Source organism: Saccharopolyspora endophytica (assembly GCF_018070075.1).
Taxonomy (GTDB): domain Bacteria; phylum Actinomycetota; class Actinomycetes; order Mycobacteriales; family Pseudonocardiaceae; genus Saccharopolyspora; species Saccharopolyspora endophytica.
In genome coordinates this window covers 252,325-277,803 of record NZ_JAGPXE010000006.1, presented here as the reverse complement: position 1 = coordinate 277,803, position 25,479 = coordinate 252,325, and the positions used below count along the sequence as shown (strand labels likewise).

Genomic DNA, 25,479 nt, shown 5'->3' with positions numbered 1-25,479 from the left:
CTCGAAACGCGAGATCCGGCCGAACGCAACAACGACTGTGCACCTCGGAGAGTCGGAGCTGAAGGCGGACCGGTCATGACCAACGATGCTGCGCTGCTCACCGAGGTCGCCACCGACCTGTTCGGGGATTTGTGCCCACCCGAGACCGTCCGGGAGGCGGAGGAGACCGGCTGGTCCGCCGAGATGTGGCAGGCGCTCACCGAGGCCGGTTTCCCGCTCGTGTCGGTGCCCGAGAAATCCGGCGGTTCCGGGGGCAGCGTGGCCGACGCGTGCACGGTGCTGCAGGTCGCAGGCCGGTACGCCGCGCCCGTCCCGATCGCCGAAACCGGGTTGCTCGCCTGCTGGGCGCTGGCGGCCGCTGGGCTCGAACTGCCCGCGGGACCAGCCACCGTCGCCGTCGGCCGCCCGGACGATGAGATCGAGCTGACCGGCGGCCCCGGCCGGTGGCGGGTGTCGGGCCGCCTGCACCGGGTGCCGTGGGCGGGCGCGGCCGAGCTCGTGGTCGCGCTGGCACCTCGGGGCACCGAGAGGTTCGTGCTCTCCGTGCCCGTCGCAGCCGCGAGCATCACCTCCGGGCACAACCTGGCGGGCGAGCCTCGCGACAGCGTCGCTCTCGACGATCTGGCGCTCGCCGATGACTCCGTCGCCCCCGCGCCTGAGAACGTCACCGACGAAACGCTGTGGCTACGAGGGGCGCTCGGACGGGCCGCGCTGATCTCCGGCGCACTGGTGCGGGTGACCGACCTGACCGTGCGCTACACCAACGAGCGGGAGCAGTTCGGCAGGCCGATCGCGCGGTTCCAGGCGGTGCAGCACCACGTGGTCCGGACTGCCGAGCAGGCCGAGTCGGCCCGGATTGCAACCGAGGTGGCGGCCCGCAACACCGAGTCGGATCCCGCGTTCTTCGACGTCGCCACCGCGAAGCTGGTGGCCAGCGAGGCCGCGAGCGCGGCGGCGAAGCTCGCTCACCAGGCCCACGGAGCCATCGGCATGACAAGGGAGTACGAGCTGGGCCAGCTGAGCAGGCGGCTGTGGACCTGGCGCGACGAGTTCGGCAGCGAACGCTACTGGAGCTCCCGGCTGGGCCACCGCATCGCCGCCCTCGGCGCGGACGGCTTGTGGCCGCGCATCACCACCGGCCTGGTCGCCGACTGCTGAGAGGACAAGATTCAATGCGCACAGACAACGGGCTGTCGGTCGAGACCACCGACCGGATCGCCCACGTCACGTTGGATCGGCCGGAGCGGCTCAACGCCCTCAGCACCGGCCTGAGCGCGGACCTAATCGCGGCGTTCGACGGCTTCAGCACCGACGATGACGTCTGGGCCGTGCTGCTCACCGGCAGCGGCGACCGAGCGTTCTCGGCAGGCGTCGACCTCAAGGAGGCACGCGACTCCGACGAGGCAGGGCGGCCGATGGCGATGCCGATGGCCGGGACGGCGCGCAACGTCTTCGAGACCGTGCTCGAATGCGCGAAACCGACGGTGGCAGCGATCAACGGCGCCGCCGCCGGTGCCGGCTGCGAGATCGCGCTCGCCTGCGACATGCGGATCGCCGCCGAGCACGCCCGGATCGGGCTGCCGGAGGCGAAACGGGGCATGGGCGCGAACTTCGGTTGCCAGCTGCTACCGCGGATCGTGCCGCGGGGCATCGCCTACGAGCTGCTGTACCTGGGCGAGCTGATCTCCGCTGAAGAAGCGCGGCGCTGTGGACTGGTCAACCGCGTCGTCCCCGGGGAGAGGTTGGCCGACGAGGCGCTCGACCTCTGTCACCGGATCGTCGCCAACGCCCCGCTGACCGTTCGGCGGTACAAGGCCATGATCGGAAAGGGGGCCGAGTTGCCGCTGGCGGCCGCGTTGCGCCTGTCGGTGGGCCCGAACCCGTACACCAGCGAGGACCGTGTCGAGGGCGTGCGCGCGTTCGTCGAGAAGCGGGAACCGGTGTGGCGGGCACGATGACCGACCTGGCGAGGGAGACCCAGTGAGTGACCCTGAGGTGCTGGTTCGCGATTACTTCGCGGCCTGCAGCCGAGGTGATGTGGCAGGGGTCGCAGGATCCTTCTGCCCCGATGCCGTCGTCTACGACACAAACCACCGCCCGATCCGGGGCGCGGAGGCGATCGCCGCGTTCTTCGCGAAGGTGCGAGACCGCTCGGGCGGCGCCACCTGGCACGTCGACACGTACGTGGGAGACGAGCACGCGGCGGCGATCGAATGGACGATGCTCGTGCCGGGCGACGGCGAGACCGTGGCGGTCCGGGGGTCGGAGCACTACGAGTTCGCGGACGGGCGAATCCGGCAGATCCGGCAGTACTGGACCTACGACCCGGACAACCCCGCGGTAGGCCTGCGCGACTACCCGTACGACGAGGACCCGCGTTTCCACGCCGCGAACCCGGGAAGGATGAGCGACAGATCAACCCCAGACCGGCCATGAGTGCCGGTGGCCTCGTTGCGCGACGCCAGCGCACTGCGCAACCCACGCGTCGTGATCGTGGGCTCGGACCGTACCTGGCCGGCCGGCAACCACCAGCCAGGCCAGGTCTTCCGCCAATGACTGTTTCTCGTGCCAACGCAGCCCGCCCGGCCGCCCGGAAACACACCGCCGCGACGACCAGCAGCGGCGTCGGCGGAGCATCGCGACCTGCCCCAGTCCGTCCGATAAACCCGGCAGAAACCCCCGGGCGCGCACCGTCAGCGCGGCGACGCGCCAGCACGGTCCACTGCTCACCGCTCGGTCGTGCCGGTGCGGGAGTACCGTCTTCCGGGAAGCGCTCGCGGGCGGCGCAGCACTGGCACGCGATGGTGCGGCGGCCGCGCGCGACGGCAGAAGCCCGGTGCTGGCGCGGTGGGGGCATATCGACGCGGGAGACCTGGCCTGGACGGCGCAATAGGGCGGCCACGTGGCGGTGGAGCTGCTGGCCCGCGCAGACCAGCTGATCGGCGGCGACGGACCTCGCATCGTCGAGCGTCGGTGATGTGGTCCGGCGTGCGGCGGTCGGTTTCCTCAACGAATCCGGTTGAGCCGAGCTTGCTCAGGTGGATGACGTCGCCGACGCGAGTCCCGGAAACTTCGTCCGGCACCGGTAGAGCGAGGTCGTGGCGCAGATGTAGAGCGAGCGCAGATCACGCTCCCCCCACGCGAAGTTCGCCGGATCTTCGGGCACCCGGATGACGCCCAGGCAGGTCGCCTCGGCATCGAAAACGTGGATCCCGCCAGGCCCGGTGCAGTAGAGGTTTCCCGCGGAATCCACCTTCATGCCGTCGGGCACGCCGATGCCATGGCCGGCCACCTCGGCCCACACCGCACCACTGGTGAGGTTCCGGCCGTCGAAGCCGAACCGACGGATGTGCCGGCGCTCGGTGTCGTTGACGAACAAGTACCGCTCGTCCGCCGAGAGACAGAGCCCGTTGGGACCGTCAAAATCTTCTGCCAGCAAGGACAGTTCACCGGTGCCCGGGTCGACGCGGTAGACGCCGCGGAACGGGAGCTCCGGGTCGCGCGGCACACCGTGGGGAGCACCGCGCCCGTACGCCGGATCGGTGAACAGGATCGTGCCGTCCCTGGCCACGACGACGTCGTTCGGGCTGTTCAGCTCCCGGCCGTCGTAACTTTCGGCGAGCACGGTCAGCGTGCCATCGGCCTCCTCGCGCACCAGCCTGCTGGTCGCGTGCTCGCAGGTAAGCAGCCGGCCCGCACCGTCGTAGGCGTTCCCGTTGGCCATCCGGCTCGGCCGCCGGTACGTGGTCAGCTCCCCCGCCGCGGACCGGCGATACATCCGGTCGGCCTGGATATCGCTGAACACCAGATGCCGCTCGGCCTGATGCCACACGGGGCCTTCGATGAACCTGAATCCGGTTTCCAGGCAGACCAGCGGCTCGTCCACCACGAGCTCGCGCAGGCGCTCATCCCGGATCTCCAGCAGTCCGCCGTCGGTCATATGTGGCGCGATCCCTTCGCAGCAGTGGTCAGGTGGTCTGAACTCTAATCGCGCTTCCGGAGCTGTCAAGAGAGCCGTCCTCCGAGCTCCGCCGGACCGGGCCACGCCCGCAGGTCACGGAGATATTCCTTGTGCGACAACGGAAAACACGAAGGTACCGGATCTGATGGAGCGCTTGACAGCATCCGGCGGGCCTGCCTACTGTTCAGACCACCTGACCACTCCCCCGCTCACGAAGCGGGACAGGGAGCTCGGTCCCGAGATAGGTTGCGAAGATGACTGACCGCGGCAACCGGCACATCGAGCCGGTCCGGCGCCTGAAGGTATCCGATTCGGTGGCGGCGCAACTGGAACAGCTGATCGAGCAGGGCCAGTACCAGCCCGGCGACAAGCTGCCCCCGGAACGCACCCTGGCCGAACAGTTCGGTGTCGGTCGCAGCTCGATGCGGGAGGCGCTACGCCTCGTGGAGGCCAACGGCCTGCTCCGCACCGACCACGGGATCGGCGTCTTCGTGGTCAGCAACACGAAACCCGTGCCCATGCTGTCCGAGCTGCTGCTGTTCGACGACTTCACCGTGCCGGAACTGTTCGAAGCACGCCTTTCCCTCGAGCGGGATGCCGCCGGGATGGCCGCCAAGCGCATTACCGACGACGAGGCGAAGGAGTTGCAGCGGATACTCGACGAGGCCGGCAACCCCAGCCTGTCCAACGACGCTTTCGTAAAACTGGACGCGGAACTGCACAGAGCCATCGTGAAAGCCACGAAGAACCGGATCTGGGAACGCGTCTACGAGAGCATCATGCCCCTGTTCATCACCTACTCGCATCGCGTCATCCAACTACCCGGACGGCGCGAATCCGCACACAACAGCCACCGCAGGATCGTGGCCGCCATTCTCGACCGGAGCGTCCGGGAAGCTAGGAGTGCCGCGGTCAAGCACATTCGTGAGGTGGAGCGAGAAATCGTGAAGCACCTCGACTCCGCCACCGAGACGGTTGAGAATTCCGCCCGGTAGGGCACTCCCACAGAAGCGCATTTCCACACAGCACAACCGCCGTTTCATTTCCCCTTGCCACCCAGTGGTCGGCGAACGGTATTTGCAGTCGCAAACAAAAGGAGCAACAATGTCGTCGCTCAAGTACACCTACGAGCACATCGACGAGTGGATCGACCGGTCGAACTGGGTCGCCCCGACGATCGACCCGAAGAAGACGATGCTGCTCGTCCTGGACATGCAGAAGGCCTGCGCCGAGCCCGGCGGTGCGATGTACATCCCGAGCACTGGCGGCGCGCCCGAGGGCAAGGACGTCGTCGAACCTGTGAAGAACGTCCTGGAAGCCTGCCGCGCCAAGGGAATCCCGGTGGCCTGGTCGCTGTGGGGCCTGCGCCCTGACGGCAAGGACGCCGGGTTCGCGGACACCAAGTGGGGCCTCGAAGGCCAGCTGGCCACCTTCCCCGGCGCCTGGGGCAACGGCGGAGACGAGCTGGTCGACGACCTCAAGCCGCTCGACGACGAGCCGGTCTTCCGCAAACACCGGTTCAGCTCGTTCTACGGCACCGCGCTGAACGAGTACATGCGCCGGGCGGGAGCGGACACCCTGGTGGTGGCCGGGCTGTCCACCGGTAACTGCCAGATCGCCACCGCGATCGACGGCGCCAACCAGGACTACAAGGTGATCGTGCTCGCGGACACCACGGCCGCGATTCCCTCCGGCAAGGAGGACCCGCTGGGCTTCGGTCAGCACTGGGAGGCGCTGCGCCAGATCCACGCCAACCACGGCGACGTGCGCACGAGCATCGAGTTCCTGCGGATGATCGGCGCCTGAGTGGCGCCGCAGACACCCAATCCCGTGACGAGAGGGGAAATCATGTCGCTTTCCGGTAAGCGCGTAGCCCTGCTGATCGAAGACGAGTACCAGATTCTCGAGGGCTGGTACCCGAGGCTGCGCCTGCAGGAAGCGGGCGCCGAGGTCAAGGTGATCGGCAGCGGCACCAAGAGCAGCTACGACAGCAAAGAGCACTACCCGATGGAGGTCGACGCCGCCGCGGCCGAGGTGTCCACGAACGACTTCGACGCCGTCGTGATCCCGGGCGGCTTCGCGCCGGACAACATGCGCCTGCACCCGGAGATGGTCGCGCTGGTCCGGGACGCCTACGAGTCGGGCAAGCTGGTCGCCGCGATCTGCCATGCCGGCTGGATGCTCTGTTCCGCCGGTGCTACCAAGGGTCGCAAGATCACCGGATATCTGCCGATCAAGGACGACGTGCAGAACGCGGGCGGCACCTGGGTCGACGAGCCGGTAGTCATCGACGGGAACGTGATCACTTCCCGCACGCCGGTCGACCTGCCCGACTTCGGCCGCGCAATCGTCGAGTACCTCGAAAAGAACTGACCTTCCAGGTCGACGCCCTCCCCACCACCAACGGGCGCGCCCGGGTCGACCGGCTCGGGCGCGCCACGGAAACGGACGTCATGCAAAGGAGCAGGCACGTGGTGGACCTCAAACTTTCCGCCGTCGGCGGCAAACCACCGCTTGGCGGCTGGCTCCCGCCGATCCGGCTGACCGAACGGCAAGGCGCGGTGCTCAACGCGGTGGCCGACGAGTTCATCCCCGGCGGCGACGACTTTCCGCCGCCGAGTGACGTCGATGTCCTCTCGTTCATCACCAGGTACGTCACCCCCGCCGGGCAGGACGCGAAATGGTTCCCGTTTCTCGGCGAGGACGACTTCAAGGACCGGCTCGAAAGGCTGGGTGACGGCTTCCTCCAGGCCACCTCGGCGGACCGGGTGGCCATCCTGAGTGGACTGGAGCGGGACGAGCCCGAGTTCTTCGGACACCTCCGGGACGTTGTGTACTACGCCTACTACTCGCGACCCTCGGTCGTGCACACGATGAACCGCTCACTGCGGGCGGGCCGGGATTACCGCCTGTCCCCGCAGCCCTACGGCTACGCCGATGTGATGGACGACTGGGACGACGAGTTGCTCGCCCGGGTGCGCGGTTCGTATCGGCGCACCGCCGAGGTTAGGCGCATCGAGGTCCCTGCCCACCTGCGGGAGGCGACCAGCTGATGGCCGCCTGCACCGAAACCGACGTGCTGGTGATCGGCGCGGGCGCCGGCGGCGCGGCTATGAGCAAGCGTTTGTCCGATCGCGGGATCAAGGTCGTCTGCCTGGAACAGGGCGACTGGCTACACCCGATGGATCACCCGCACTTCTACGACGGCTGGGAACTCGAACGCCACCGCGCCTGGTCCTGGCACCCCAACGTCAGGATGTTCCCCGAGGACTACCCGATCACCGGGAACACCGAACCGATGCTGATGAACGGCGTCGGTGGCTCGACGCTGCACTACGCCGGTGCATGGCCGCGGTTCAAGCCGGTCGACTTCCGCAAGGGCACCGAGCACGGCGTCGAGGGAACCATCGACTGGCCGATCAGCTACGAGGAGCTCGAGCCGTTCTACGCTATCAACGACGCCGAGATCGGGGTCGCGCGGCGGACCGGCGATCCCGGTAACCCGCCGCGTCCCGAGGGCTGGGGCCCAGCCAACCGCAGCGGCAAGGTCGGGCAGAAGATGGGCCGGGGCTTCGACAAGCTCGGCTGGCACTGGTGGCCCGCGGACAACGCGATCCTGACCGAGCGGAAGGACGCGCGACTGCCCTGCAACGACTGCGGCTTCTGCCTAGGCGGCTGTCCCCGGCACGCGATCGCCTCGACCGATGTGAGCTACTGGCCCAGGGCGCTGCGCAACGGTGTCGACCTGCGCACCAACGCCCGTGTTGAGCGGATCGACGCGAAGAACGGGCGCGCGACCGGGGCGACCTACGTCGACCGGACCACCGGATCTCAGCACGAGGTGCGCGCGCGGATCGTGGTGGTGGCCGCCAACTCGATCGGCACGCCACGGCTGCTGCTCATGTCCACCCAGAAGGGACACCCGGACGGCCTGGCCAACCGCAACGGGCTGGTCGGCACGCATCTGATGTTCCACAGTTGGTCCTTCGAGGACTTCTGGTTCGACGAGCCCCTGGAAGGGTTCAAGGGACCGGAACCCGCCGTGCTCTACAGCCAGCAGTTCTACGATACCGACCCCGCACGCGGTTTCGTGAACGGCTTCTCGCTGCAGGTCGGCACCGCGCTGGGCGCGGCGAACAGCGCACTGGGCACCAACACCGGCAACATCGCGCCGTGGGGCGCCGGGCACCGGAAGTTCTTCAACGACCACTTCGGCCGGCACGCGCTGGTCTACGTGCAGGGTGAGGACCTCCCGGTGCGGACCAACCAGGTGACCCTCGACCCCGAGGTCACGGATTCCAGCGGCCTTCCCGCCCCGCACGTGCACTACGAACTGCACGAGAACGACCGGCGGCTGATCGAGTGGGGCAGGCGCCGAGCTCGCGAGGCCGCCGACGCTGCCGGTGGCGTGATCGACACCGCGAGCACCGGCATCGGCGGCCTCGAAGGTCCGCCGCCGGGCTGGCACATCATGGGCACCTGCCGGATGGGCAACACCCCCGAGGATTCCGTGACCAACAAATGGAACCAAACCTGGGACGTGCCCAACCTGTTCATCACCGACGCGAGCTCGCTGACCACGGGGGCCGCGGTCAACCCGACCAGCACCCTGCAGGCCGTCGCCGTGCGGTGCGCGGAATACATCAACCGCCGGCACGGCGACATCCTCGCCCAGACCACGACGCCCGCGAACGCAGATGCGCCGGATTTCTAAGGCCGCAAAGGAGAACACCATGACGCACACCAGGAAACCGGACCCCGTCGACGCGATCGTTGTCGGCTTGGGGGCGACCGGCGGCACGGCGGCCAAGGTGCTGTCCGAAGCGGGGATGAAGGTCGTCGGGTTCGACCGCGGCCCGTGGCTGCGAGCGCAGGAGCACTACTCCGGCGACGAGCTGAAGTTCGTCAACCGCAACTACCTGTGGCCGGACCCGAAGCTGTTCCCCCGCACCCTGCGCCACGACGAGGAGTCGGTGGCCGAGCCGTTCGCCTTCTCCCCCACGCCACAACTGGTCGGCGGCGGCACCAACCACTGGGCGGGTTGGGTGCCACGGCCACGCGAGTCGGACTTCCTCCAGCGTTCCCTGCACGGCGACCTCGACGGTGCGAACCTTGCCGACTGGCCGATCCGCTACGAGCACCTCGAGCCCTACCTGACCAAGGTGGAATGGGAGTTCGGCGTCTCCGGCATCGCCGGTGCCGACAAGTACGAGCCGTACCGGAGCAAGGGCTACCCGAGCGCACCGCTGCGCCCGACGCGCTTCGGCAAGCGGTTCTACGAGGCGTGCAACAAACTTGGCATCAACGGCTTCCCGATCCCGCACGCGATGGTCACCAACGAGCACAAGGGTCGGGATCCCTTCAACACCACCAGCTTCTGGAACCAGTACGGCGACCCGAGCACCGCGCGGTCCAACACGCTGACCACCTTCATCCCGGAGGCGGTGGCGACAGGAAATTTCGAACTGCGCGCGGAGTCCTTCGTCCGCGAGATCAAGGTCGGCAAGGACGGCAAGGCGACGGGGGTGATCTACATCGACCCGGACGGCAACGAGGTGGAGCAGGACGCCGGAATCGTGGTGCTGAGCCTCGGCGCGATCGAGTCGGCGCGGTTGATGCTGATGTCGAGGTCGCCTCGGTTCCCCGAGGGACTGGGCAACTCCAGCGGCCAGGTCGGCAAGAACGCGACCTTCCACGAGTACGTGTTCGCGGTGGGCCTGTTCGACCAGGAGATCGACGACCCGCTGTACGGCTGGACGGGTAACTACATCAGCGGTGGCACGTTCGAGTTCTACGAGACCGACGAGGACCGCGGGCACATCGGTGGCTGCCTGATCTCGGCCTCGCAGACCTGCCACCCGATCAACATGGTGTTCCCCGGCCGTCCGACATGGGGCCAGGGGATGAAGGACGCCGACCGCGACTACTTCAGCTTCGCCATGAAGATCGGCGCGATCCTGCACGACATGCCGGTCGAGGCGAACCGGGTCGACCTGGATCCGACGGTCAAGGACGCCTGGGGCCTGCCCGTCGCGCGGATCACGCACAAGCCGCACGCCAACGACGTCGCGATGAGCAAGTGGCAGGTGGACAAGAACGCCGAGATCCTGCGGGCGGCTGGGGCGCGAAAGACGATTCCGGTGTACCTGCAGCGGATGACCGGCAACACCTGCCACCAGCACGGCACCGCGCGGATGGGTACCGACCCGGCGACGACGGTGCTCAACGAATGGTGCCAGAGCCACGACGTGGACAACCTCTTCGTGGTGGACGGCGCCGGCTTCCCCAGCTCGACGGGGGTCAACCCGACGCTCACCATGATGGCCAACGCGTGGCGCGCCTGCGACTACATCACCCAGGTCTACGCCAAGGGCCGCGAAGAGCGGATCAAGGTCGGCTGAATTCCACCCAGAACGAGAAAGGAGTGCGGTCATGACTCTCAAGGCCGATTGGGAGATCGTCGGCGCACCGGTCGATCCCGATTCCGACGAGCGGCTCTTCTTCACCGAACACGGCTGGGAGACCATCGAGGCAGCCGCCGCCCGGATCATTCCCACCGACCACGACCCCGGTGCGCGCGAAGCCCGGGTCATCGTGTTCCTCGACCGCTACCTCTCCGGCACCGACTACGTCTTCGCCGCCGCGGACGGCAGCGGGTTCCTCAAGCTCACCGGCAAGTTCGCCGACGCGTGGCGGGCCCGGATGACCGACATGCAGCAGATCTATCGCGACGGCATCGTCGAACTGGACACGATCGCGGAGCGGGAGTTCGGCGATCGGTTCAAGGCACTCGCCGAGTCCGAACAGGACAGTGTACTAGAAATCCTCTCCGGAGAGCCGAAACCGAAACCGGTCACGCTAGGCACGACCGAAGCGGTCGGCACCTTCCTCCAGGGGTGCTTCGACGAGGGCCTGCCCTTCTTCGACGCGCTGTGCCTGCACGTGCGGCAGGGCTTCTACTGCGATCCGGTGTACGGCGGGAACAAGGACCGGATGGGCTGGCGCACGATCGGCTTCCCCGGGCCGAAGTCGCTCCAGGACACCATGGACGGCACGTACAGCACGACCGAGTACTTCGTACCGGAGTACGACTGGCACGTGCTCGTCCCACAGCTGAAAGAGCGGTCCGCCGGCTAGCGCCGGGAGCACCCTCCCACCGCCGGGCGGGGCGCGTCCTGGACACATCGCCCGGCTAGGCGGTCTCCGCCACGCGAAACAAGGAGCTCGATACATGCGAATCACCGGTGTCTCTGCGACGCCGCTCGGCTCTCCGCTCGAGGAGGAGCTGCGCTGGGGGGCCATGGCCGTCCACGTCAAGGGCGGGATCGTCGTCCGGATCACGACCGACGAGGGGCTCGAGGGAGTCGGCGAGGCCGGCTTCTCGGCAGAGTACTTCCCCACCGTAGGGCCGATCATCAACTCCCAGCTCGCGCCGATGCTCATCGGCAAGGACCCCCGCGACATCGGTGCGCTGTGGCAGCAGATGCTCGACGCGACGCACATGTGGGGTCGTCGCGGCATCGAGACCTACGCGATCAGTGGCGTGGACATCGCGCTGTGGGACCTGCTCGGCAAGATCGCCAACCAGCCGGTGTACCGGCTGCTGGGCGCCTCGAAACCCAGAGTCCGCGCCTACTTCGCGCCTTCGCTCAAACCGACCGCCGAGATCGTCGAGGAATGCCGCAAGGCGGTGGCGGACGGGTTCAGCGCGATCAAGCTGCGAGCAACCGAGGAACTGGGGCAGGCAGTCGAGTTGGTGGGCTCGGTGCGCGACGCGGTGGGGCCCGACGTCGATCTCATGGTCGACGCCAACATGTCCTACGACCGCCGCGGTGCCCTGCGGCTCGCGCGCGAACTGGAGGCCCTCGACGTCGCCTGGCTCGAAGAGCCGATCCTGTCGCGCAGCCTGACCCAGTACGTGGACGACCACTCCTGGCTCGCCGACCGGGTTGCACTGCGGCTGGCCGGAGGCGAGTCGCTGCTCACCCGCTTCGAATATATCGACCTGCTGACCCGCCGCACCTTCGACGTCGTCCAGCCGGACTGCACCAGCGTCGGCGGTATCTCGGAAGCCAAGCGGGTGGCGGACCTGGCCAGTACCTGGAACCTGACCTGCGTGCCCCACATCGCGTGCTCCTCCGGGACGGGCATCGCGCTCGCGGCCGGACTGCACCTGATCCTGGCGTGCGAGAACGCGCCGCTCATCGAGGTCGACGCCTACGGCGGCCCGGGCTGGGACGGACTGCTGCAGAACCCGCTGAAGGTGCGGGACGGCTACGTGACCGCCTCCGACGCTCCCGGTATCGGCGTCGACCTCAGCCCGGACGCCTACCAGCGCTTCGCGGTTACCACAGCATGAGTGCCCGCCTGTCCGGCCAGCACGAGGTCATCGCGAGGTCCGACCACATCCGCGAGCCAGCTTCCCGACGTCGCGGAGCTGGTCTACCGGGCGGGTGTCCGCGTCGTCGAGCTCACGCTGACCCGCGGGATACGGTGGCATCCATGCCGAGCTGCCCGAGCTTATTCCGGACGCCGCCATCCTTGGCATGGTTAGCGTGCCCCGCGAGCCCGAGGTCGACATGTCAGTGGACGCAGGTGCACAGTGCCCGTTTACCCCCACTAGCCGCTTACGACGTCATCGAGCCGGTCGCGATCTCGGCATGCCGATCGTTTCCGCGCCCACTGAGCTCTGCGACCCGCCAGCGGGTCGAGGTGTCCCAACGTCCGCTGTTCGTGGATGCCGCACTCTCGCCGCTGTAAATCCATCGCCCTGGGGCTGGCATCGCTGCTCGATTACCGACGACGCGACCGACACCCGCGAGGAACCCTTCGAACGCAACATTTGCCACTAACACCGGAGATGGGCGCACCAATGCATGAGCTCACTACTCCACCGCAACCACCCGAAGCCGCCAAAGCCCTGTTTCGCTGACAGATGAATCCTGAACCAGTGCGGGCGAGCGAAAATGGACCCGCCCTCTGACTCACGGGGAGTGATCAGCCTGGGACGGCAGAAATCCGAAGTCTGCATCGGTATGAGGTGATGCCGATTCCAGCGGTCGCGCGCCGGCCTTGGAGTCCTGCTGAACACGGTGCGGCGAGCATTGGCTTCCGACGGGCCGTCGCGGTATCAGCGGCCGACGAAGGGCGCGGTGGTGGAGCCGTGCAACCGGAGCTCCGTGAATTGCTGGCGGAGTGGCCGACGATGTCGGTGCATGTGAACGCGGAACGGATCGGCAGCGAAGCATGGCGGTGTTCAAGGAGGGGTGCGGGAGTTGCGGCCGTCGCTTCTGCCGCCGGATCCGACGTCGAGAACGGCGTATCAGCCCGGTGTGCACTCCGCGGCGGTGCCTTGGTAGCCGCCGTCGGCGAGGGTGGGCAGGTCGAGTTGGGAGGCGTCCCAGTAGAGGGTGCCGAGGGTGTGGTGTTCGGCGGCGGTGATGTCGTGGACTGAGCCGGGTTCCACGGGTGAGACCCAGATCGGGAAACCGTCTGGTGTGGTCACGGCTTGGATGTTGCCGCCCTGGCGGTGGTGTTTGCCGGAGTACCACCGGTCGATCGTGGTGTCTTTGACGCTGGTGGCTTTCTCGCCGAGCCGGACGCAGAAGAACAGTTTCCCGTCGAGGATGACGTAGGCGACGCCGTCGGTTTTGGCCTGCCGTAGTGCGTGGTGCAGGTCGGGGGCTTGGGCGGCCAGCACCTCGATGACCTCGTCGATGTAGCGGTAGCCGGTGGCGCCGGAGATGTCGTTGTCGCGGGCCAGTGCGGGGATGGCGGTGCGATCACGGAACCACCGCAGCCCCAGCACGGCCTGCTTGAACGTCGACAACGCGCGGCGTCCTCGCCCGGTGCCGCGACGCGCTCGCTCGGCATTCAAGAGTCCGGAGAGGTAGAGGGCGAGTTCGTTGGTGACGTCGAGGCTGGCACGATAGGTGATCACGTGGGGTCCTGGCTCTGTGAAGATGATCTTGTGGTGAGACCTTCTTCTACCAGGACCCCCACGCCCACATCTCCTCACACTCTCAACACCCCCAATCCACTGAGATCACCTCAGTGAAAACGTATCGCTGCCCTGTGCACGCTGTTACCAGAACCCGGATACACCGGCCCAGAACCTCAGCATCTGTCGTCCTACGAGCAAGGCAACCGCATCCGAAATTCGCCGAGTCACGCCACGAAGTAAATCTCTACATTGGATGCCGGCGACGGCCGCCATCCTGGTCGGCTGGCTATTCGCACAGATCCTACGAATCTGCCAGAGGCACCCGTTCTAGATCCGGAGTAGGATTCATCCATCGCCGACAGCGTTCTGGCCGGTGTTGTCTCGCGGGTCCGACGTTACTTTGCCGTTGCTGCGCATAGTTGGCACCAACGCCGAGACCCTCGCATTAGTGGTGGCGATGATCTCGACGACTGGGCCATACCTCCTCGGTCCGATGCTGGGACGGGGCACTTAACACCGACGTTTAGCTACGACCGGGCTTCAACACCGCGGTGCTTACTCTGCGGCCTGAAATGGCCTGGTCACGGTCGTAACTGCCTCATCCGCATCTGAGGTGTACCTCGTCCGGAGAGCCAGAGCGCAAACTAGCGACAAGACCGCGGTCCCGAGCATGTACCAGGCAATAGCGGAGTAACCGCCCGTGCGATCGAGCAGCCACGTGGCGATGATCGGAGCGAGTGCGCTGCTGGCCAACGTTCCCAGTGTGTAGCCGAACGAGATCCCGGAGTAGCGGATCTTGGGTTCGAATGCCTCGGCGAAAAATGCGGCCAACGGCCCGAACGCTGCAGCGAAACCGGTGCAAATCAGCAGGTAAGCGACCAAGGCCCAGACGAAGGATCCCGTGTTCAGCAGCCAGAACCAAGGAAACGCGAGCAGTCCCATCGCGATGGTGCCCCCACCGAAGACCAGCTTCCGCCCGAGCCGATCTGACAGCGCACCGAAGAGCGGGAGCATGATAAAGGTCAAGGCCATCGCACCGAGCACGATCCACAGCATCTCGTTGCGACTGAACCCCAACTGTTGCGCGCCGTAGCTCAGCCCAAACACGGTAGTCAAGTAGAATGTAACACCGATCGACAGGTAAGCGCCGCCAGTGAGCAGCAGTTCCTTCGGGTACTTCCGCAGCACCACCGCGATCGGGAGCCGCACTACATCTTTTTCGTGCTTGACCTGGTCGAATTCCGGACTCTCGCCGAGCTTCAGCCGCACGATCAGACCGCTCACCACGAACACACCGCCGATGAGGAACGGCATCCGCCAACCCCACGCCATGAATGCAACGGGATCCATCGCGCCGAAGGCGAGGAACACGGCATTGCCGAGCATCAGGCCCGTCGGAACACCCATCTGCACCCAGCTGCCGTAGTAGCCGCGCCGCCCGGGCGGCGCGTGCTCCACCGCCATCAATACCGCGCCACCGTACTCACCCCCTAGCGAAAGTCCTTGGATGAAGCGGAGCGAGACCAGAATAAGCGGTGCTGCCACCCCGATCGTCTGGTAGCTGGGAAGGACGCCGACTGCAAACGTGGTCGCGCCCATGATGCTCAGCGTGAGCACGAGCATCGACTTTCTGCCTAGCCGATCGCCGAAATGACCGAAGATCACGCCTCCGATAGGCCTAGCAACGAAGGCTGCGGAAAACGTTGCGAACGACAGCAATGTGCCAATCAGCGCGTCGAACTCCGGGAAAAACAGCTTGTTGAACACAAGTCCGGCCGCAGTGCCGTAGATGAAGAAATCGTACCACTCAACCGTGGTACCCACGGCGCTGGCAAAACCTACCTTACCGCTACGTGAGATCAAGGACATCGTTGTTCCTCAAGGTGAGCATCGACAGTTTCTTTTCGAGACAACAGCCTCTGCGTCTTCAGAAGATGCCGGTACCTCCACCTGGAGAGGTCGCGGATTCCACTCGTTCTTGCAACGTGGTGCGGCTGTGGACGAAGGTTAGTTAGTTTAGCTTTCGGAATACTGAAACACCTCAAGTGCTTACAGGAACGTCCGGTTCCGCAGTGAGATCGTCGGCAAATCCCCGGAGCAGAACGTTTTTGATCCCACAATCGCCCTCCCCAACACCAGCTGTGACCGCGCACGTGAAATTGAGGGAAGTCGAGGAACCCCGACGAGAGGCTTGGAGCGAGAATGGATGCGCAGATCAGAACGGTGGTGTCAGGGTTTCTGCGTGCTGATGGACGGCTGAGGGTCGACCACCAAGACGTTGCGCACCGAGTTGCCGGCAACCGAGTTTCTTGCAAAGAAGAAGGACCTCTGAGCAGACACCGTTGTCACTGGGAATCGGCTCAGCACCTGCTCGACATCGCTGCCGCAACCATCGACCAGTACTGCCGCACCTGCCGACCACGGCTCCAGCAGACCGAGCAAAACTCCTGTTGCCTGGTGACGTGGTACAAGATTCCAGTGCAGATCGGCCTCTTCGCGGTCGAACTGGTCGAGTCCGAGTACTGACGCATCGAGGTCGAGTTGCGCCGGATCACGAGTGCCGTTCTCATCCAGCAGCACCACCTGGGCCTGAGTGTCGGGTGCCGAATCGACACACCCGTCAGGATCGGCCAGGAACAGCATGGTCTGATAACGCAATGTATCAGGCTGCGGCATCTCTTCGACAAGTATTACGAACCGAACCGACCCCTCTTCACGAAGTGCTACCGCCTCCTTAAGCGCCTCGCGTTCGACGATGACCACCTCGGCGCGGGTGAAGTTCACCCAATCGCTCAGCGAGTGTCCCGGCGGCACTGTTGAAAACGGAACTCCAGCGCGAATTGATCCGGCTGCGACCTCCCACCATTCCGGTATCGATGCAAGGTGGATAGCAACCGAGTGCTCCGATGTAATCCCGAGTTCGGCCAGGGTCACGGCAAATCGCCGCGAACGGTCCGCAAAATGACCGAAAGTCAAGCAGCGGACACCATCTGGCCCGGAATAGACCATGGCGGTCCGATCTCGCCACCTGTCTACGGACGACCGGAACTTTGCAGTAATCGACATAATCCACCTCGCGTTTGTCGCACACAAGGTGCGCGACGGGCCGCCGGACATGCATTCAGCCGCAGCTACAGAAGCCGTGCCTCATGCGCCTTGGCAATGGCCTCGACCCTGTTGCGTGCATTGAGTTTCTGCATCGCCGTTTGGAGGTAGGTCTTGACCGTGTTACGAGCTAGAAGGAGACGCTCGGCGATCTCGGGATTGCTATGCCCCATCGCAGCCAGTCGCAGAACGTCATACTCGCGTCTGGTCAGGCCTACGTGAAACAGCAGCTCAGGTGTGGCCGAGGCGTGTCGTCCAGCCAGCCGCGGATCGATGACACGGACTCCACGTGCCACACGACGGACAGCCGTAGAGAAGTCGACACCCGTGATGTCCTTGACCAGGCAGCCATCCGCGCCGGCATCGAGCAACACGTCGATTGCACCGTGGTCAGCGAACGCAGTGAACAACAGGATCTTCGCCTTGGGAACAATTCGCCTCAGCTCCGTCACCAGCTCGGGGGCAGGCATGTCCGGCAACCTCAGATCAAGCAGGATTACCTCGGCCGGCACCTCCTGTACCAACCGGATCGCTTCGTGACCAGTGCTGGCGCTGCCCACCACTGTGATGACGGGATCCTGGGCAGCGAGCAACTCGACTCCGCCACGAATGACCGGGTGGTCATCGACCACGAGAACTCGGATGGGTGTCGCGTCAGTCATCAGTCGTCCGCCCGATTCTCATCTGTGCACGGCACCCAGGCGCGCACGGTCGTGCCACCGTCCTCGTTCTCGATGATGGACACGCCGCCTCCGACCCGCTCCATGCGCTGCGCCGACAGCGCCAAGCCCAGATGTCCGGGCTTGGCCGGGTCAACGCCGCAGCGCCCTCGCCCGTCGTCGGCAGTGGCGACGACCAACTGTCCGCCTGCGACCACCACACTCACTACGACCGTGGAGGCTTGCGCGTGCTTCTCGATGTTGACCAGCGCCTCGCGCACAACGCTGCTCAACGCCTCCGGTCGCCCGGGCCGCAAATCTGGGATCTCGGCGAGCGCCACGTAGGAGGCAGGTATCCCGGTACGCTCCTGGAACGCTTCACAATCCTCCTGCAAGGAAACCGCGAGCTGCCGGTCCGGCGGATGCTCGCTCAGGTCGGCCAGCGAGTTCCGCAACAGTGCGCTCACCGAGGCGACCTGGCTCGCGACCTCGTCGATGCGGTCCCGGATTCGGCTGAGATCTTCCATCGAGCGCAGGCTTCGCAGCTCCGCGCCGATACGGAACAACACTGGGCTTACCGAGTCATGGAGGTCCGCCGCCATCCTGCGACGTTCGGCGTCCACCGCGACTCCGGTTTGAATCTTCGCCCTTTGTGAGCTGACCATGCTGACGGAGGCCGCCTTGGCGGCCTCCTCCAGCCTGGCCACGATCTGGTCGCCGAACGAGACTTCCTGCCGAACACCGGCGTAGATCGCGCCGAGAACATTCCCGCCGTAGATCATCGGGACCGCGACCATGGCGCGCAGGCCTTCCTGCGCCACCAAGTCGTCGAACTCGTGCGTGATCGAATCGGAGGTCCGATAGTCGCGCACCCACAGCGGCCTGCGCAGCTCGATACTCTTTCCGCCTAGCCCTATCCCTTCCGGCACGACCAGCCTGTGCAGTGCCGGGCTCTGCGTGCCATGCCAGCTGCGGTGCACCATGCGCCGATCCGCCTCGAGTCGTCCTACCAGCGACATGTCGAAGTGACCCAGCTCCCGGATCCGGCGTGCGATCGACTTCATCGCCACCGAGTTCTCGGACAGCACGAGCAGTTCCGCATGCTGCAGCGCCAGCTGATCGAGCACGACATCGACGCCGGCGTCTGGTGCACCGTTCATGGCAGTCTCCTCATTGAGCTGCAAACACAATCCGCCCGTCCAACTACAGAGCGGTAGGGATGATCACTCCTTGTAAAGACAGCAGGCTCTCGAACAAGAAGTAGTCTCCCCAGACTAGCTCGGCATCGGTCGCAACACCCCTCTTCGGATCGAAGCATCCCGACGTGAGCATTCCGGAAGTTCGCTGGTCACCAACTTCCGTGGGAGTCACGAACTGGCACAGGGTGGCCACCATGGACGCAGCATGGTCACGATAATGCGGCCGTGACGGAACCAAGTCAGCGAGCCTCAGTAACGCGGCTGCGGCGATCGCGGTCGCCGAGGTATCCCGTGGGGCGTCCGGCCCCGCGTCGAAATCCCAGGTCGCGACACGACCCGCGGGCAGGTGCTCGATCCACCAGTCCGCCGCGGTGACTGCAGGCTCAGCAAGCTCCGCGTCCACCCAGTGCGCGGCCTGAGCGAAACCAAGCATCGCCCAAGCCTGAGCACGTGCCCACGTACTGCCATCGGAAAGGCCCTTGTGGGTGTAACGGCGAACCAGCGTCCCATCCCGCGGGTCGAACTCCGCCGATTGGCACACCGAGCCGTCCTCACGCAAGCAGTACTCGACATGCCGACGTGCGTGGGCACGAGCCATATCGGCAAAGCTCTGCCGACCGGTCTCGCGAGCCGCCCAGGCCAGCAGTGCCACGGTGCCTGGAACCGCATCGATGTTCGCGGCTCCAGAACCGACCGCATCGGCCTCCTCCGCTTGCAGCCCCAACGGGATCAGCCCGGCGTTGTGATTGAAACTAGCAGCCAGCCCTTCGGCCCCCGCCAACGCCACCTCGCGCGCACGGTCACTCTCACCAACCAGGTGCGCAACCCCTGCTCCGAAGAAGAACAGAAACCCCCGGAATGCAGTATCCGAGGTAGCGCGCGCCGTGAGTTGCGTGGCGACTTCCTCGGCCCCGCCCATGAGTTTCTGATCACCACTCTGCACGGAAGCCAGGGCAAGAAGACCGCCCCAGAAACCGCCGGTCCAGAAGCCGTCCGAAGTGGTCGTCCACTGTCCGGTTCCGGTGTCGGCGTAGTGCGGAAACCCGATGACGGGATCAACCAGGGTGCCACGGATACGTGACAGCATGTTCGTTGTGGTCATCTCGTGCACGGTGCTGCCCCTCATGATGCGATCCCTTTAGCCCGCTCCGGCTTCCCCGTGTACCGCAAGCAAGGTTCTTGCTGCCCCTGTTTCTCGCGTCCGAAAGGATCAGTGTCAACTTTCTTGAGCACCAAAGCCTTCCGCATCTGGACAACCCTCGAAAACTCGTTGGTCACTGTCACGGCACCGCCCCGCTCGCACGCAGCTCCGCGATCTCCACATCGGTGAATCCCGACTCTCGCAGCACCGACTCCGTGTGCTCGCCCAAAGCAGGTACTCCGCGACGGACTGTCGCCGGAGTGCGAGAAAGCTTGACCAGGTTGCCGAGAATTCGGGTGGACCTGTGCCCGCCGGTTTCCACCTCAGTGATGATGCCGTTCTCCAGCACTTGAGGGTGCTGCAGTGCCTCGCGCAGAGTCAGTAGCGGCGCGGACAACAGGTCGACCGAGTCGAACCGCTGGATGGCGTCCTCTGTGGTCATTTCCTCTACGGTTCCCCGTAGCACCTCGTTGGCTTGCTCCTTGTTGCGAGCCTGCAGATCTGCAGTGGCAAACTCTGGCCGACGGCTCAAATCGTCCACTCCGAGGGCCTTGCACACCAGGCGCAGGGCGTTGTCCCGGAACAGGCCCAGCACAGTGACCATGCCATCTCGGGTCTCGAAAATGCCGCTGTACCAGTCGGTCACCCAATTCGTTTCCCGCTCGTACATCAGCAACGACGCGCTCTCCAATGTCTGCAGCGCCAAGGCAGTGTCCAGCAGGTTGACGCTGACCTTCTGTCCGAGCCCAGATCGCTCACGCTCGTACAACGCCGCAAGTACGCCCTGCGCCAGGGCCATGCCCGAGGCGTAGTCGACAGTCGGAACGGGCATGAGGTGTGCACGCAGGGTGGGGTCGCCGACCGTACGAGCCATGCCGCTCAGCGACTGCGCCAACATGTCCTGGCCCGCCTTGTGCGCGTACGGTCCGCTCTCCCCGAACCCGGTCGCCGAGGCGTACACCAGTCCCGGGTACTTGTCAGCCAACTCCTCATAGGACAGTCCCATGCGACGTACCGCCGAGGGACGATAGCTATGCAGCAGCACGTCCGCCTGTTCCAGCAGACGATGGAGGGTCGCCATTCCCTCACGCGTCTTGAGATTGAGTGAGACGCTCCGCTTGTTCCGGTTCACCCCAACGAAATAGGAGGCCGGTTCCCCTGCCTCGATTGCCGCGCGGTCGAGAGTGCGTGTGATGTCGCCGTTGATCCCGCGCTCGATCTTGATAACCTCAGCCCCGAAGTCACCGAGCACCTGAGCCGCGATCGGCCCCTGCAGGACCTCACCCAGGTCGAGAACCCGTACGCTCTCCAATGCCCGCTTCATGACCGCACCTGCCGAGCGTAAACGTCCTTCGCGATGACCAGCCGTTGGATCTGATTGGTTCCTTCGTAGATCTGGGTGATCTTGACATCTCGCATCATGCGCTCCACTGGGTACTCACGGGTGAAGCCGTATCCGCCGTACAACTGGACCGCATCCGTGGTCACCGCCATGGCGTTGTCACTGCAGAGCAGCTTCGCCATCGAAATCCGAGCCCGGGCACGCGGATCTCCCGCTACGATCAGCGCAACCGCCTCGTACAGCAGTGCCCGAGCGGAGAAAACCTTCACTGCGAGGTCGGCGACCATTCCGCGCAGCATTTGGAAGCGCGACAGCGGCTGACCAAACTGTTCGCGCTCGCTGGTGTAAGCGACAGCGGCGTTGAACGCACCCTGTGCGATACCCAGAGCCTGGGCTGCGATCAACGCACGGCTGACGTTCAACTCGCCGTTGATGTACTGATACCCCTGCATCGGGTCAGCCACCACACGTACTGCGGGGATCCGGCAGTCGTCCAGGATCACGTCCGCGGTCGGACTGCCACGCATTCCCATCTTCTTCTCGTGCGGGCCGAAGGACACGCCAGTGTCGTCGCGGTGAACCATGAACACACCGAAGTCATTTTCACCGGAGCGGGCGAGGACTGCGTACCACTCCGCCCACGGGGCATTGCTGATGAAACGCTTCTGGCCGTTCAGGACCCAGTCGCCGCCTTGACGTGTCGCAGAAGTCCTGATCCCGGACAGGTCCGATCCAACAGTGGGCTCGGTCATGCACCACGCGGCCCCGGCCTCACCGGAGGCGACCTTCGGTACGATCAACGACTTCAGCTCGTCCGAGCCATGACTGACCACAGTGGAAGTACCGGCCCAATTCACCAGCAGCACCAGTGCTGAACTACCGCAGGCCGCGGCCACTTCCTCTACAGCAATCACTTGCGACAGAAGATCTGCCCCGGAGCCACCCAACTTCTCATCGTAGGGCAGCCCCGGAAGGTCGGCCGCACGCAGAGCGGCCCATGCTTCCTCGGGGAAGCGTTCCTTCTCGTCCACGTCGGCGGCATAGGGTGCGATCTTGTCAGCTGCAAGGCTTCGCACGCTTGCGCGGAAATCGTCGTACTCGGTTTCCATCGTCCTCTTCCTCAACGGTGTAGTCGGTTCACAGCAGCGGCGGCCAGCACAGACCGGTAACGGCCGCGCCGTCACGAGGCCCGGCAGCCTTGGCGGCGTCGTCGGATGAAAGCCCGAATCGGCCCAGCACCCGCTCGGTAGCGTTGGCGGTCTCGGTGGGGCCGGCCTCAGCCGGAGTCCTGGAATAGACCGGTACCGCAGGAACAGTGCTCAGCCGGAAGTTTTCGTAGCGAGCCGCGATCTGGGGGAAATCTCCCAACTCATCGGGCTCCAACACCGGAGTGACGCAGGCGTCGATGTCCTTAAAGTGCTCCGCCCATTCCGCCATCGGGCGGAGCCGGAAGGCATCAGTCAGGGCCTTCTCGATGGTGTCGAAGTTCGTTGGGTCCAGGTGGTCGGGCACGTCGCCAGCCAGATCCAGTGATCGCCAAAGGTTCTCAAAAAACGCGTACTCCAACGCCCCCACCGCCACATAGCGGCCGTCAGCACAGGAATAGCAACGGTAAGCCGGCATGGTCCCGGTTAGCACGCCTTCGCCTCGCCGAGACAACGTGGGGATGCCCCAGTCAGCAAAGTTCATGCCCATCATGGACAGCACGCCGTCGACCATCGCAACATCCACATACTGACCGACTCCGGACCGTTCACGTTCGTACAGCGCGCTCACCACTCCGAACGCCGCGAGAAGGCCACCGCCTGCGAAGTCGGCGACCAGGTTCAGCGGCGGGACGGGCGGGCCCCCCGGCGGCCCGAACGTGCCCAGCGCACCGCCGACAGCGAGATAGTTGATGTCGTGTCCGGAGCGCTGGGCCAAAGGGCCTGTCTGGCCATACCCGGTGAGGCTGCAATAAACCAGGCGCGGATTGATCGCATTGAGCTCGGCGTAGCCCGCTCCGAGTCGATCAGCCACCCCAGGCCGGAATCCTTCGACTAGCACGTCAGACTCGGCGGCCAGCCGGCGCAGCGCGTCGCGTCCCTCCCCAGTCTTCAGGTCGAGCGTGATGAATTCCTTGCCCCGGGACAGTGCAGGAACCGGCAAACCCGAGCGGCCACCGCCGACGACAATCACTTCAGCACCCAGATCGGCGAGAAGCATGCTGCCGTAGGGCCCAGGCGCTAGGCGAGTCAAATCGAGGACCCGGACTCCGCTCAACGGCCCGGTCATCGCGCACCTACTGCGGTCTCGGGAAAGACCCCAAAAGCGATCAACACGTTCCTCCTCCTTGAGGTAGCGGACTTACCGCGATGTCGCCATACTCCGTCGCGGCGGTCACGGCCTGGCACCTCCAGCTGGAGGTAGAGGTTTTCGGTGGGCAAGCTGCGACAGTCGGAGCGACGGCCCCTCAGAGACCACGAGGCGTAACGAAACCCTTACTGCGCAGACAGGACAGCCGCAATCGAGACTGCGCGCACTTACGCTCCGGAACTCATCCATTCCTCCAGCTATTTTTTCACCGCCGCGCAGCTCCCTAAGTCTTTCCCAGTGACGAAAACGCAGGGTTCGCGGGGTGACATACTCCCCTAGCGTTGCCATAAACGCCATTCTCCGCTGATGGCTGCCGACCAGCGGAGAATAGCGCTCTTAAGGGTTCTACGATTCGACACAGGGATCTGGAAACCGTGCGATTCAGCCGTGGCCACAGGTTCGGGCGGAGTTGGTATAGCTACCGGCATTATCTTTCGGCCTCATAAGTCCTGTCTTCGCAGACGTCGGACCCCGGCCCGTTGTCGCCGAGCAGTTCCTTTCAGCCTCGCCTTCGAAGTTCGACAGGAAATACGCGAACTCTTTGAGAAGTCTCGGTTGAAGAAGGCCAAGCATCCGGTTCACCCAGTCAGCGAAAGCCGGTATCTGATGGGCGAACAGCCCCATCACGGGACGAGGATCGGTCGCCCGACCGCCGAACTCTGCAGATGCTTGATCGCCTGGTTCGCCTCTCCTAGAGGGAACGAGCGGTCCAAAAGCTTGTCGAGAGGGATCCGGCCTGCGCGGTAGAGCCGCAGGATCTCGGGAAGCTGAAGAGGAGTATTGGATGAACCGTAGAGCGCGCCGACCAATCGTCGGTCGCCCTGCACGAGCGGGTTGATCGGCACCGAAAGTTCCTCGCCCAATGCGCCGAGGCCCACGACGATCTCAGTCCCACCTGCACGGAGTGCATCGAAGCCAGCGCGGATCGTTGCCTGCCGGCCAATCGCCTCAAGCACGTAGTGCGCGCCACCTCCCGTGATATCCATTACTCGGGCTGCGAAATCTTCATTCGAGGAGTCGATGGTGTGAGTCGCCCCCAACTCACGGGCCTTCTCGAGTCGCGCCGGAACGAGGTCCGCGACGATGATCTGCGCGGCTCCAACGAGCTCTGCGGCGATGACCGCCGATAGGCCGACGCCGCCGGCGCCGATAATGGCAATGCTCTTCCCCGCGGCTTCCGGAATGCGGTTCAGCACGGTTCCCATGCCAGTGATCACCGCACATCCGACAATGGCGGCGATCTTCGAAGGGATGTCTTCGTCAATCTTGAGCAGCGATTCCTGTGACACTACGGCTTGCTCGGCGAAGCACGAGTCGCCCATCAAATGGTGGTATCGCTGACCGTTCTTGCTCAGGCGGGTGCCTCCGCGCAGCAACTCGTTGAACTTGCCGTGCACACCGCCGAGTGCGCATTGCGCCGGGCGTCCGGAAAGGCAGAACTCGCATTCGCCGCAGCGCGGCCGCCACGTGAACACGACCTTGTCACCGACGCCACAGGAGGTGACCCCTTCGCCAACCTCATCGACGATGCCAGCCCCCTCGTGACCAAGAACGATCGGTGTGCGAGCCGGGAGCGCCCCCGTTAGGTAGTGCACATCGCTGTGGCACACGCCCGCCGCTTCGACCCGCACGCGAACCTCGCACGGTCCGGGGCTGTCAAGATCGAGGTCCTCGAGCACCATCGGCGCATCGCTTGCGTACATGACCATCGCCTTCACGCGGGCCACCCCTTCCAGTCCGACTGGGCACACCGTTGTGGACCAGTTGCGTTGCG

At 65.2% G+C, this 25,479-nt stretch carries 22 protein-coding genes; 11 read left to right on the top strand and 11 right to left on the bottom strand.

Features of this window, described 5'->3' with window-relative positions:
• Positions 1 to 75 precede the first annotated feature (75 nt).
• Genes KBO27_RS16685 through KBO27_RS16675 form a run of 3 tightly spaced genes read left to right on the top strand, consistent with a single transcriptional unit; the run spans position 76 to position 2,436 of the window.
• Positions 76 to 1,158 carry an acyl-CoA dehydrogenase family protein gene (locus tag KBO27_RS16685; RefSeq protein ID WP_210970910.1) on the top strand — a complete coding sequence of 361 codons (1,083 nt, stop codon included), beginning with the start codon at positions 76 to 78 and terminating at the stop codon, positions 1,156 to 1,158.
• A 14-nt stretch (positions 1,159 to 1,172) separates the two neighbouring features.
• The gene (locus KBO27_RS16680) at positions 1,173 to 1,958 is read left to right on the top strand and encodes an enoyl-CoA hydratase/isomerase family protein (RefSeq protein WP_210970909.1); all 786 of its coding nucleotides are present in this window, start codon (positions 1,173 to 1,175) and stop codon (positions 1,956 to 1,958) included.
• Positions 1,959 to 1,980: 22 nt separating this feature from the next.
• Positions 1,981 to 2,436 carry a nuclear transport factor 2 family protein gene (locus tag KBO27_RS16675; protein WP_210970908.1) on the top strand — a complete coding sequence of 152 codons (456 nt, stop codon included), beginning with the start codon at positions 1,981 to 1,983 and terminating at the stop codon, positions 2,434 to 2,436.
• A gap of 598 nt (positions 2,437 to 3,034) precedes the next feature.
• Here the strand turns inward: KBO27_RS16675 and KBO27_RS16670 are convergent.
• Complete coding sequence (locus KBO27_RS16670; protein ID WP_210970907.1) at positions 3,035 to 3,940, bottom strand: SMP-30/gluconolactonase/LRE family protein; 906 nt, start codon at positions 3,938 to 3,940, stop codon at positions 3,035 to 3,037.
• Between the two features lie 275 nt (positions 3,941 to 4,215).
• On the opposite strand from KBO27_RS16670, the gene KBO27_RS16665 reads away from it, so the two are divergent.
• From KBO27_RS16665 to KBO27_RS16630, 8 genes are all read left to right on the top strand, one after another.
• Positions 4,216 to 4,956 carry a FadR/GntR family transcriptional regulator gene (locus KBO27_RS16665; RefSeq protein ID WP_210970906.1) on the top strand — a complete coding sequence of 247 codons (741 nt, stop codon included), beginning with the start codon at positions 4,216 to 4,218 and terminating at the stop codon, positions 4,954 to 4,956.
• A 109-nt stretch (positions 4,957 to 5,065) separates the two neighbouring features.
• Positions 5,066 to 5,767, top strand: a complete 702-nt coding sequence (locus KBO27_RS16660; RefSeq protein ID WP_210970905.1) for a cysteine hydrolase family protein — start codon at positions 5,066 to 5,068, stop codon at positions 5,765 to 5,767.
• On the top strand, positions 5,768 to 6,334 hold the full coding sequence (locus KBO27_RS16655) for a type 1 glutamine amidotransferase domain-containing protein (RefSeq protein ID WP_210970904.1): 567 nt from the start codon (positions 5,768 to 5,770) through the stop codon (positions 6,332 to 6,334).
• 98 nt (positions 6,335 to 6,432) lie between these two features.
• Positions 6,433 to 7,014, top strand: a complete 582-nt coding sequence (locus tag KBO27_RS16650; RefSeq protein ID WP_210970903.1) for a gluconate 2-dehydrogenase subunit 3 family protein — start codon at positions 6,433 to 6,435, stop codon at positions 7,012 to 7,014.
• Entirely contained in the window at positions 7,014 to 8,675 is a 1,662-nt protein-coding gene (locus KBO27_RS16645; RefSeq protein ID WP_210970902.1) for a GMC family oxidoreductase, read from the top strand. The genes KBO27_RS16650 and KBO27_RS16645 overlap by 1 nt, the downstream gene beginning before the upstream one ends.
• Positions 8,676 to 8,694: 19 nt before the next feature.
• A complete protein-coding gene (locus KBO27_RS16640; RefSeq protein ID WP_210970901.1) occupies positions 8,695 to 10,362 on the top strand; it encodes a GMC family oxidoreductase in 1,668 nt (555 codons plus the stop codon).
• Positions 10,363 to 10,393: 31 nt separating this feature from the next.
• Entirely contained in the window at positions 10,394 to 11,098 is a 705-nt protein-coding gene (locus KBO27_RS16635) for a gluconate 2-dehydrogenase subunit 3 family protein (protein WP_210970900.1), read from the top strand.
• Positions 11,099 to 11,192: 94 nt separating this feature from the next.
• Entirely contained in the window at positions 11,193 to 12,320 is a 1,128-nt protein-coding gene (locus KBO27_RS16630; RefSeq protein ID WP_210970899.1) for a mandelate racemase/muconate lactonizing enzyme family protein, read from the top strand.
• Between the two features lie 963 nt (positions 12,321 to 13,283).
• Here the strand turns inward: KBO27_RS16630 and KBO27_RS16625 are convergent.
• The 10 genes from KBO27_RS16625 to KBO27_RS16580 all read right to left on the bottom strand — a co-directional run bounded on the left by KBO27_RS16625 (position 13,284) and on the right by KBO27_RS16580 (position 25,414).
• A complete protein-coding gene (locus tag KBO27_RS16625; protein WP_307870448.1) occupies positions 13,284 to 13,901 on the bottom strand; it encodes a transposase family protein in 618 nt (205 codons plus the stop codon).
• A 558-nt stretch (positions 13,902 to 14,459) separates the two neighbouring features.
• A complete protein-coding gene (locus KBO27_RS16620) occupies positions 14,460 to 15,773 on the bottom strand; it encodes an MFS transporter (RefSeq protein WP_210970898.1) in 1,314 nt (437 codons plus the stop codon).
• Positions 15,774 to 16,133: 360 nt separating this feature from the next.
• A complete protein-coding gene (locus KBO27_RS16615; RefSeq protein ID WP_281420794.1) occupies positions 16,134 to 16,970 on the bottom strand; it encodes an AMP-binding protein in 837 nt (278 codons plus the stop codon).
• A 65-nt stretch (positions 16,971 to 17,035) separates the two neighbouring features.
• A complete protein-coding gene (locus tag KBO27_RS16610; RefSeq protein ID WP_210970896.1) occupies positions 17,036 to 17,671 on the bottom strand; it encodes a response regulator in 636 nt (211 codons plus the stop codon).
• The gene (locus KBO27_RS16605) at positions 17,671 to 18,828 is read right to left on the bottom strand and encodes a GAF domain-containing sensor histidine kinase (RefSeq protein WP_210970895.1); all 1,158 of its coding nucleotides are present in this window, start codon (positions 18,826 to 18,828) and stop codon (positions 17,671 to 17,673) included. The genes KBO27_RS16610 and KBO27_RS16605 overlap by 1 nt, the downstream gene beginning before the upstream one ends.
• Before the next feature lie 43 nt (positions 18,829 to 18,871).
• The gene (locus KBO27_RS16600) at positions 18,872 to 19,969 is read right to left on the bottom strand and encodes a glycoside hydrolase family 88 protein (RefSeq protein WP_246537435.1); all 1,098 of its coding nucleotides are present in this window, start codon (positions 19,967 to 19,969) and stop codon (positions 18,872 to 18,874) included.
• 178 nt (positions 19,970 to 20,147) lie between these two features.
• Positions 20,148 to 21,332, bottom strand: coding sequence for a CaiB/BaiF CoA transferase family protein (locus KBO27_RS16595; protein ID WP_210970894.1), 1,185 nt, complete (start codon positions 21,330 to 21,332; stop codon positions 20,148 to 20,150).
• The gene (locus KBO27_RS16590) at positions 21,329 to 22,459 is read right to left on the bottom strand and encodes an acyl-CoA dehydrogenase family protein (RefSeq protein WP_210970893.1); all 1,131 of its coding nucleotides are present in this window, start codon (positions 22,457 to 22,459) and stop codon (positions 21,329 to 21,331) included. Before KBO27_RS16590 ends, KBO27_RS16595 begins: the two co-directional genes overlap by 4 nt.
• A gap of 28 nt (positions 22,460 to 22,487) precedes the next feature.
• Complete coding sequence (locus KBO27_RS16585; RefSeq protein WP_210970892.1) at positions 22,488 to 23,624, bottom strand: CaiB/BaiF CoA transferase family protein; 1,137 nt, start codon at positions 23,622 to 23,624, stop codon at positions 22,488 to 22,490.
• A gap of 704 nt (positions 23,625 to 24,328) precedes the next feature.
• Positions 24,329 to 25,414 (bottom strand): zinc-binding dehydrogenase, encoded by a 1,086-nt coding sequence (locus KBO27_RS16580; protein WP_246537484.1) that lies wholly within the window; start codon positions 25,412 to 25,414, stop codon positions 24,329 to 24,331.
• Positions 25,415 to 25,479: the final 65 nt, after the last annotated feature.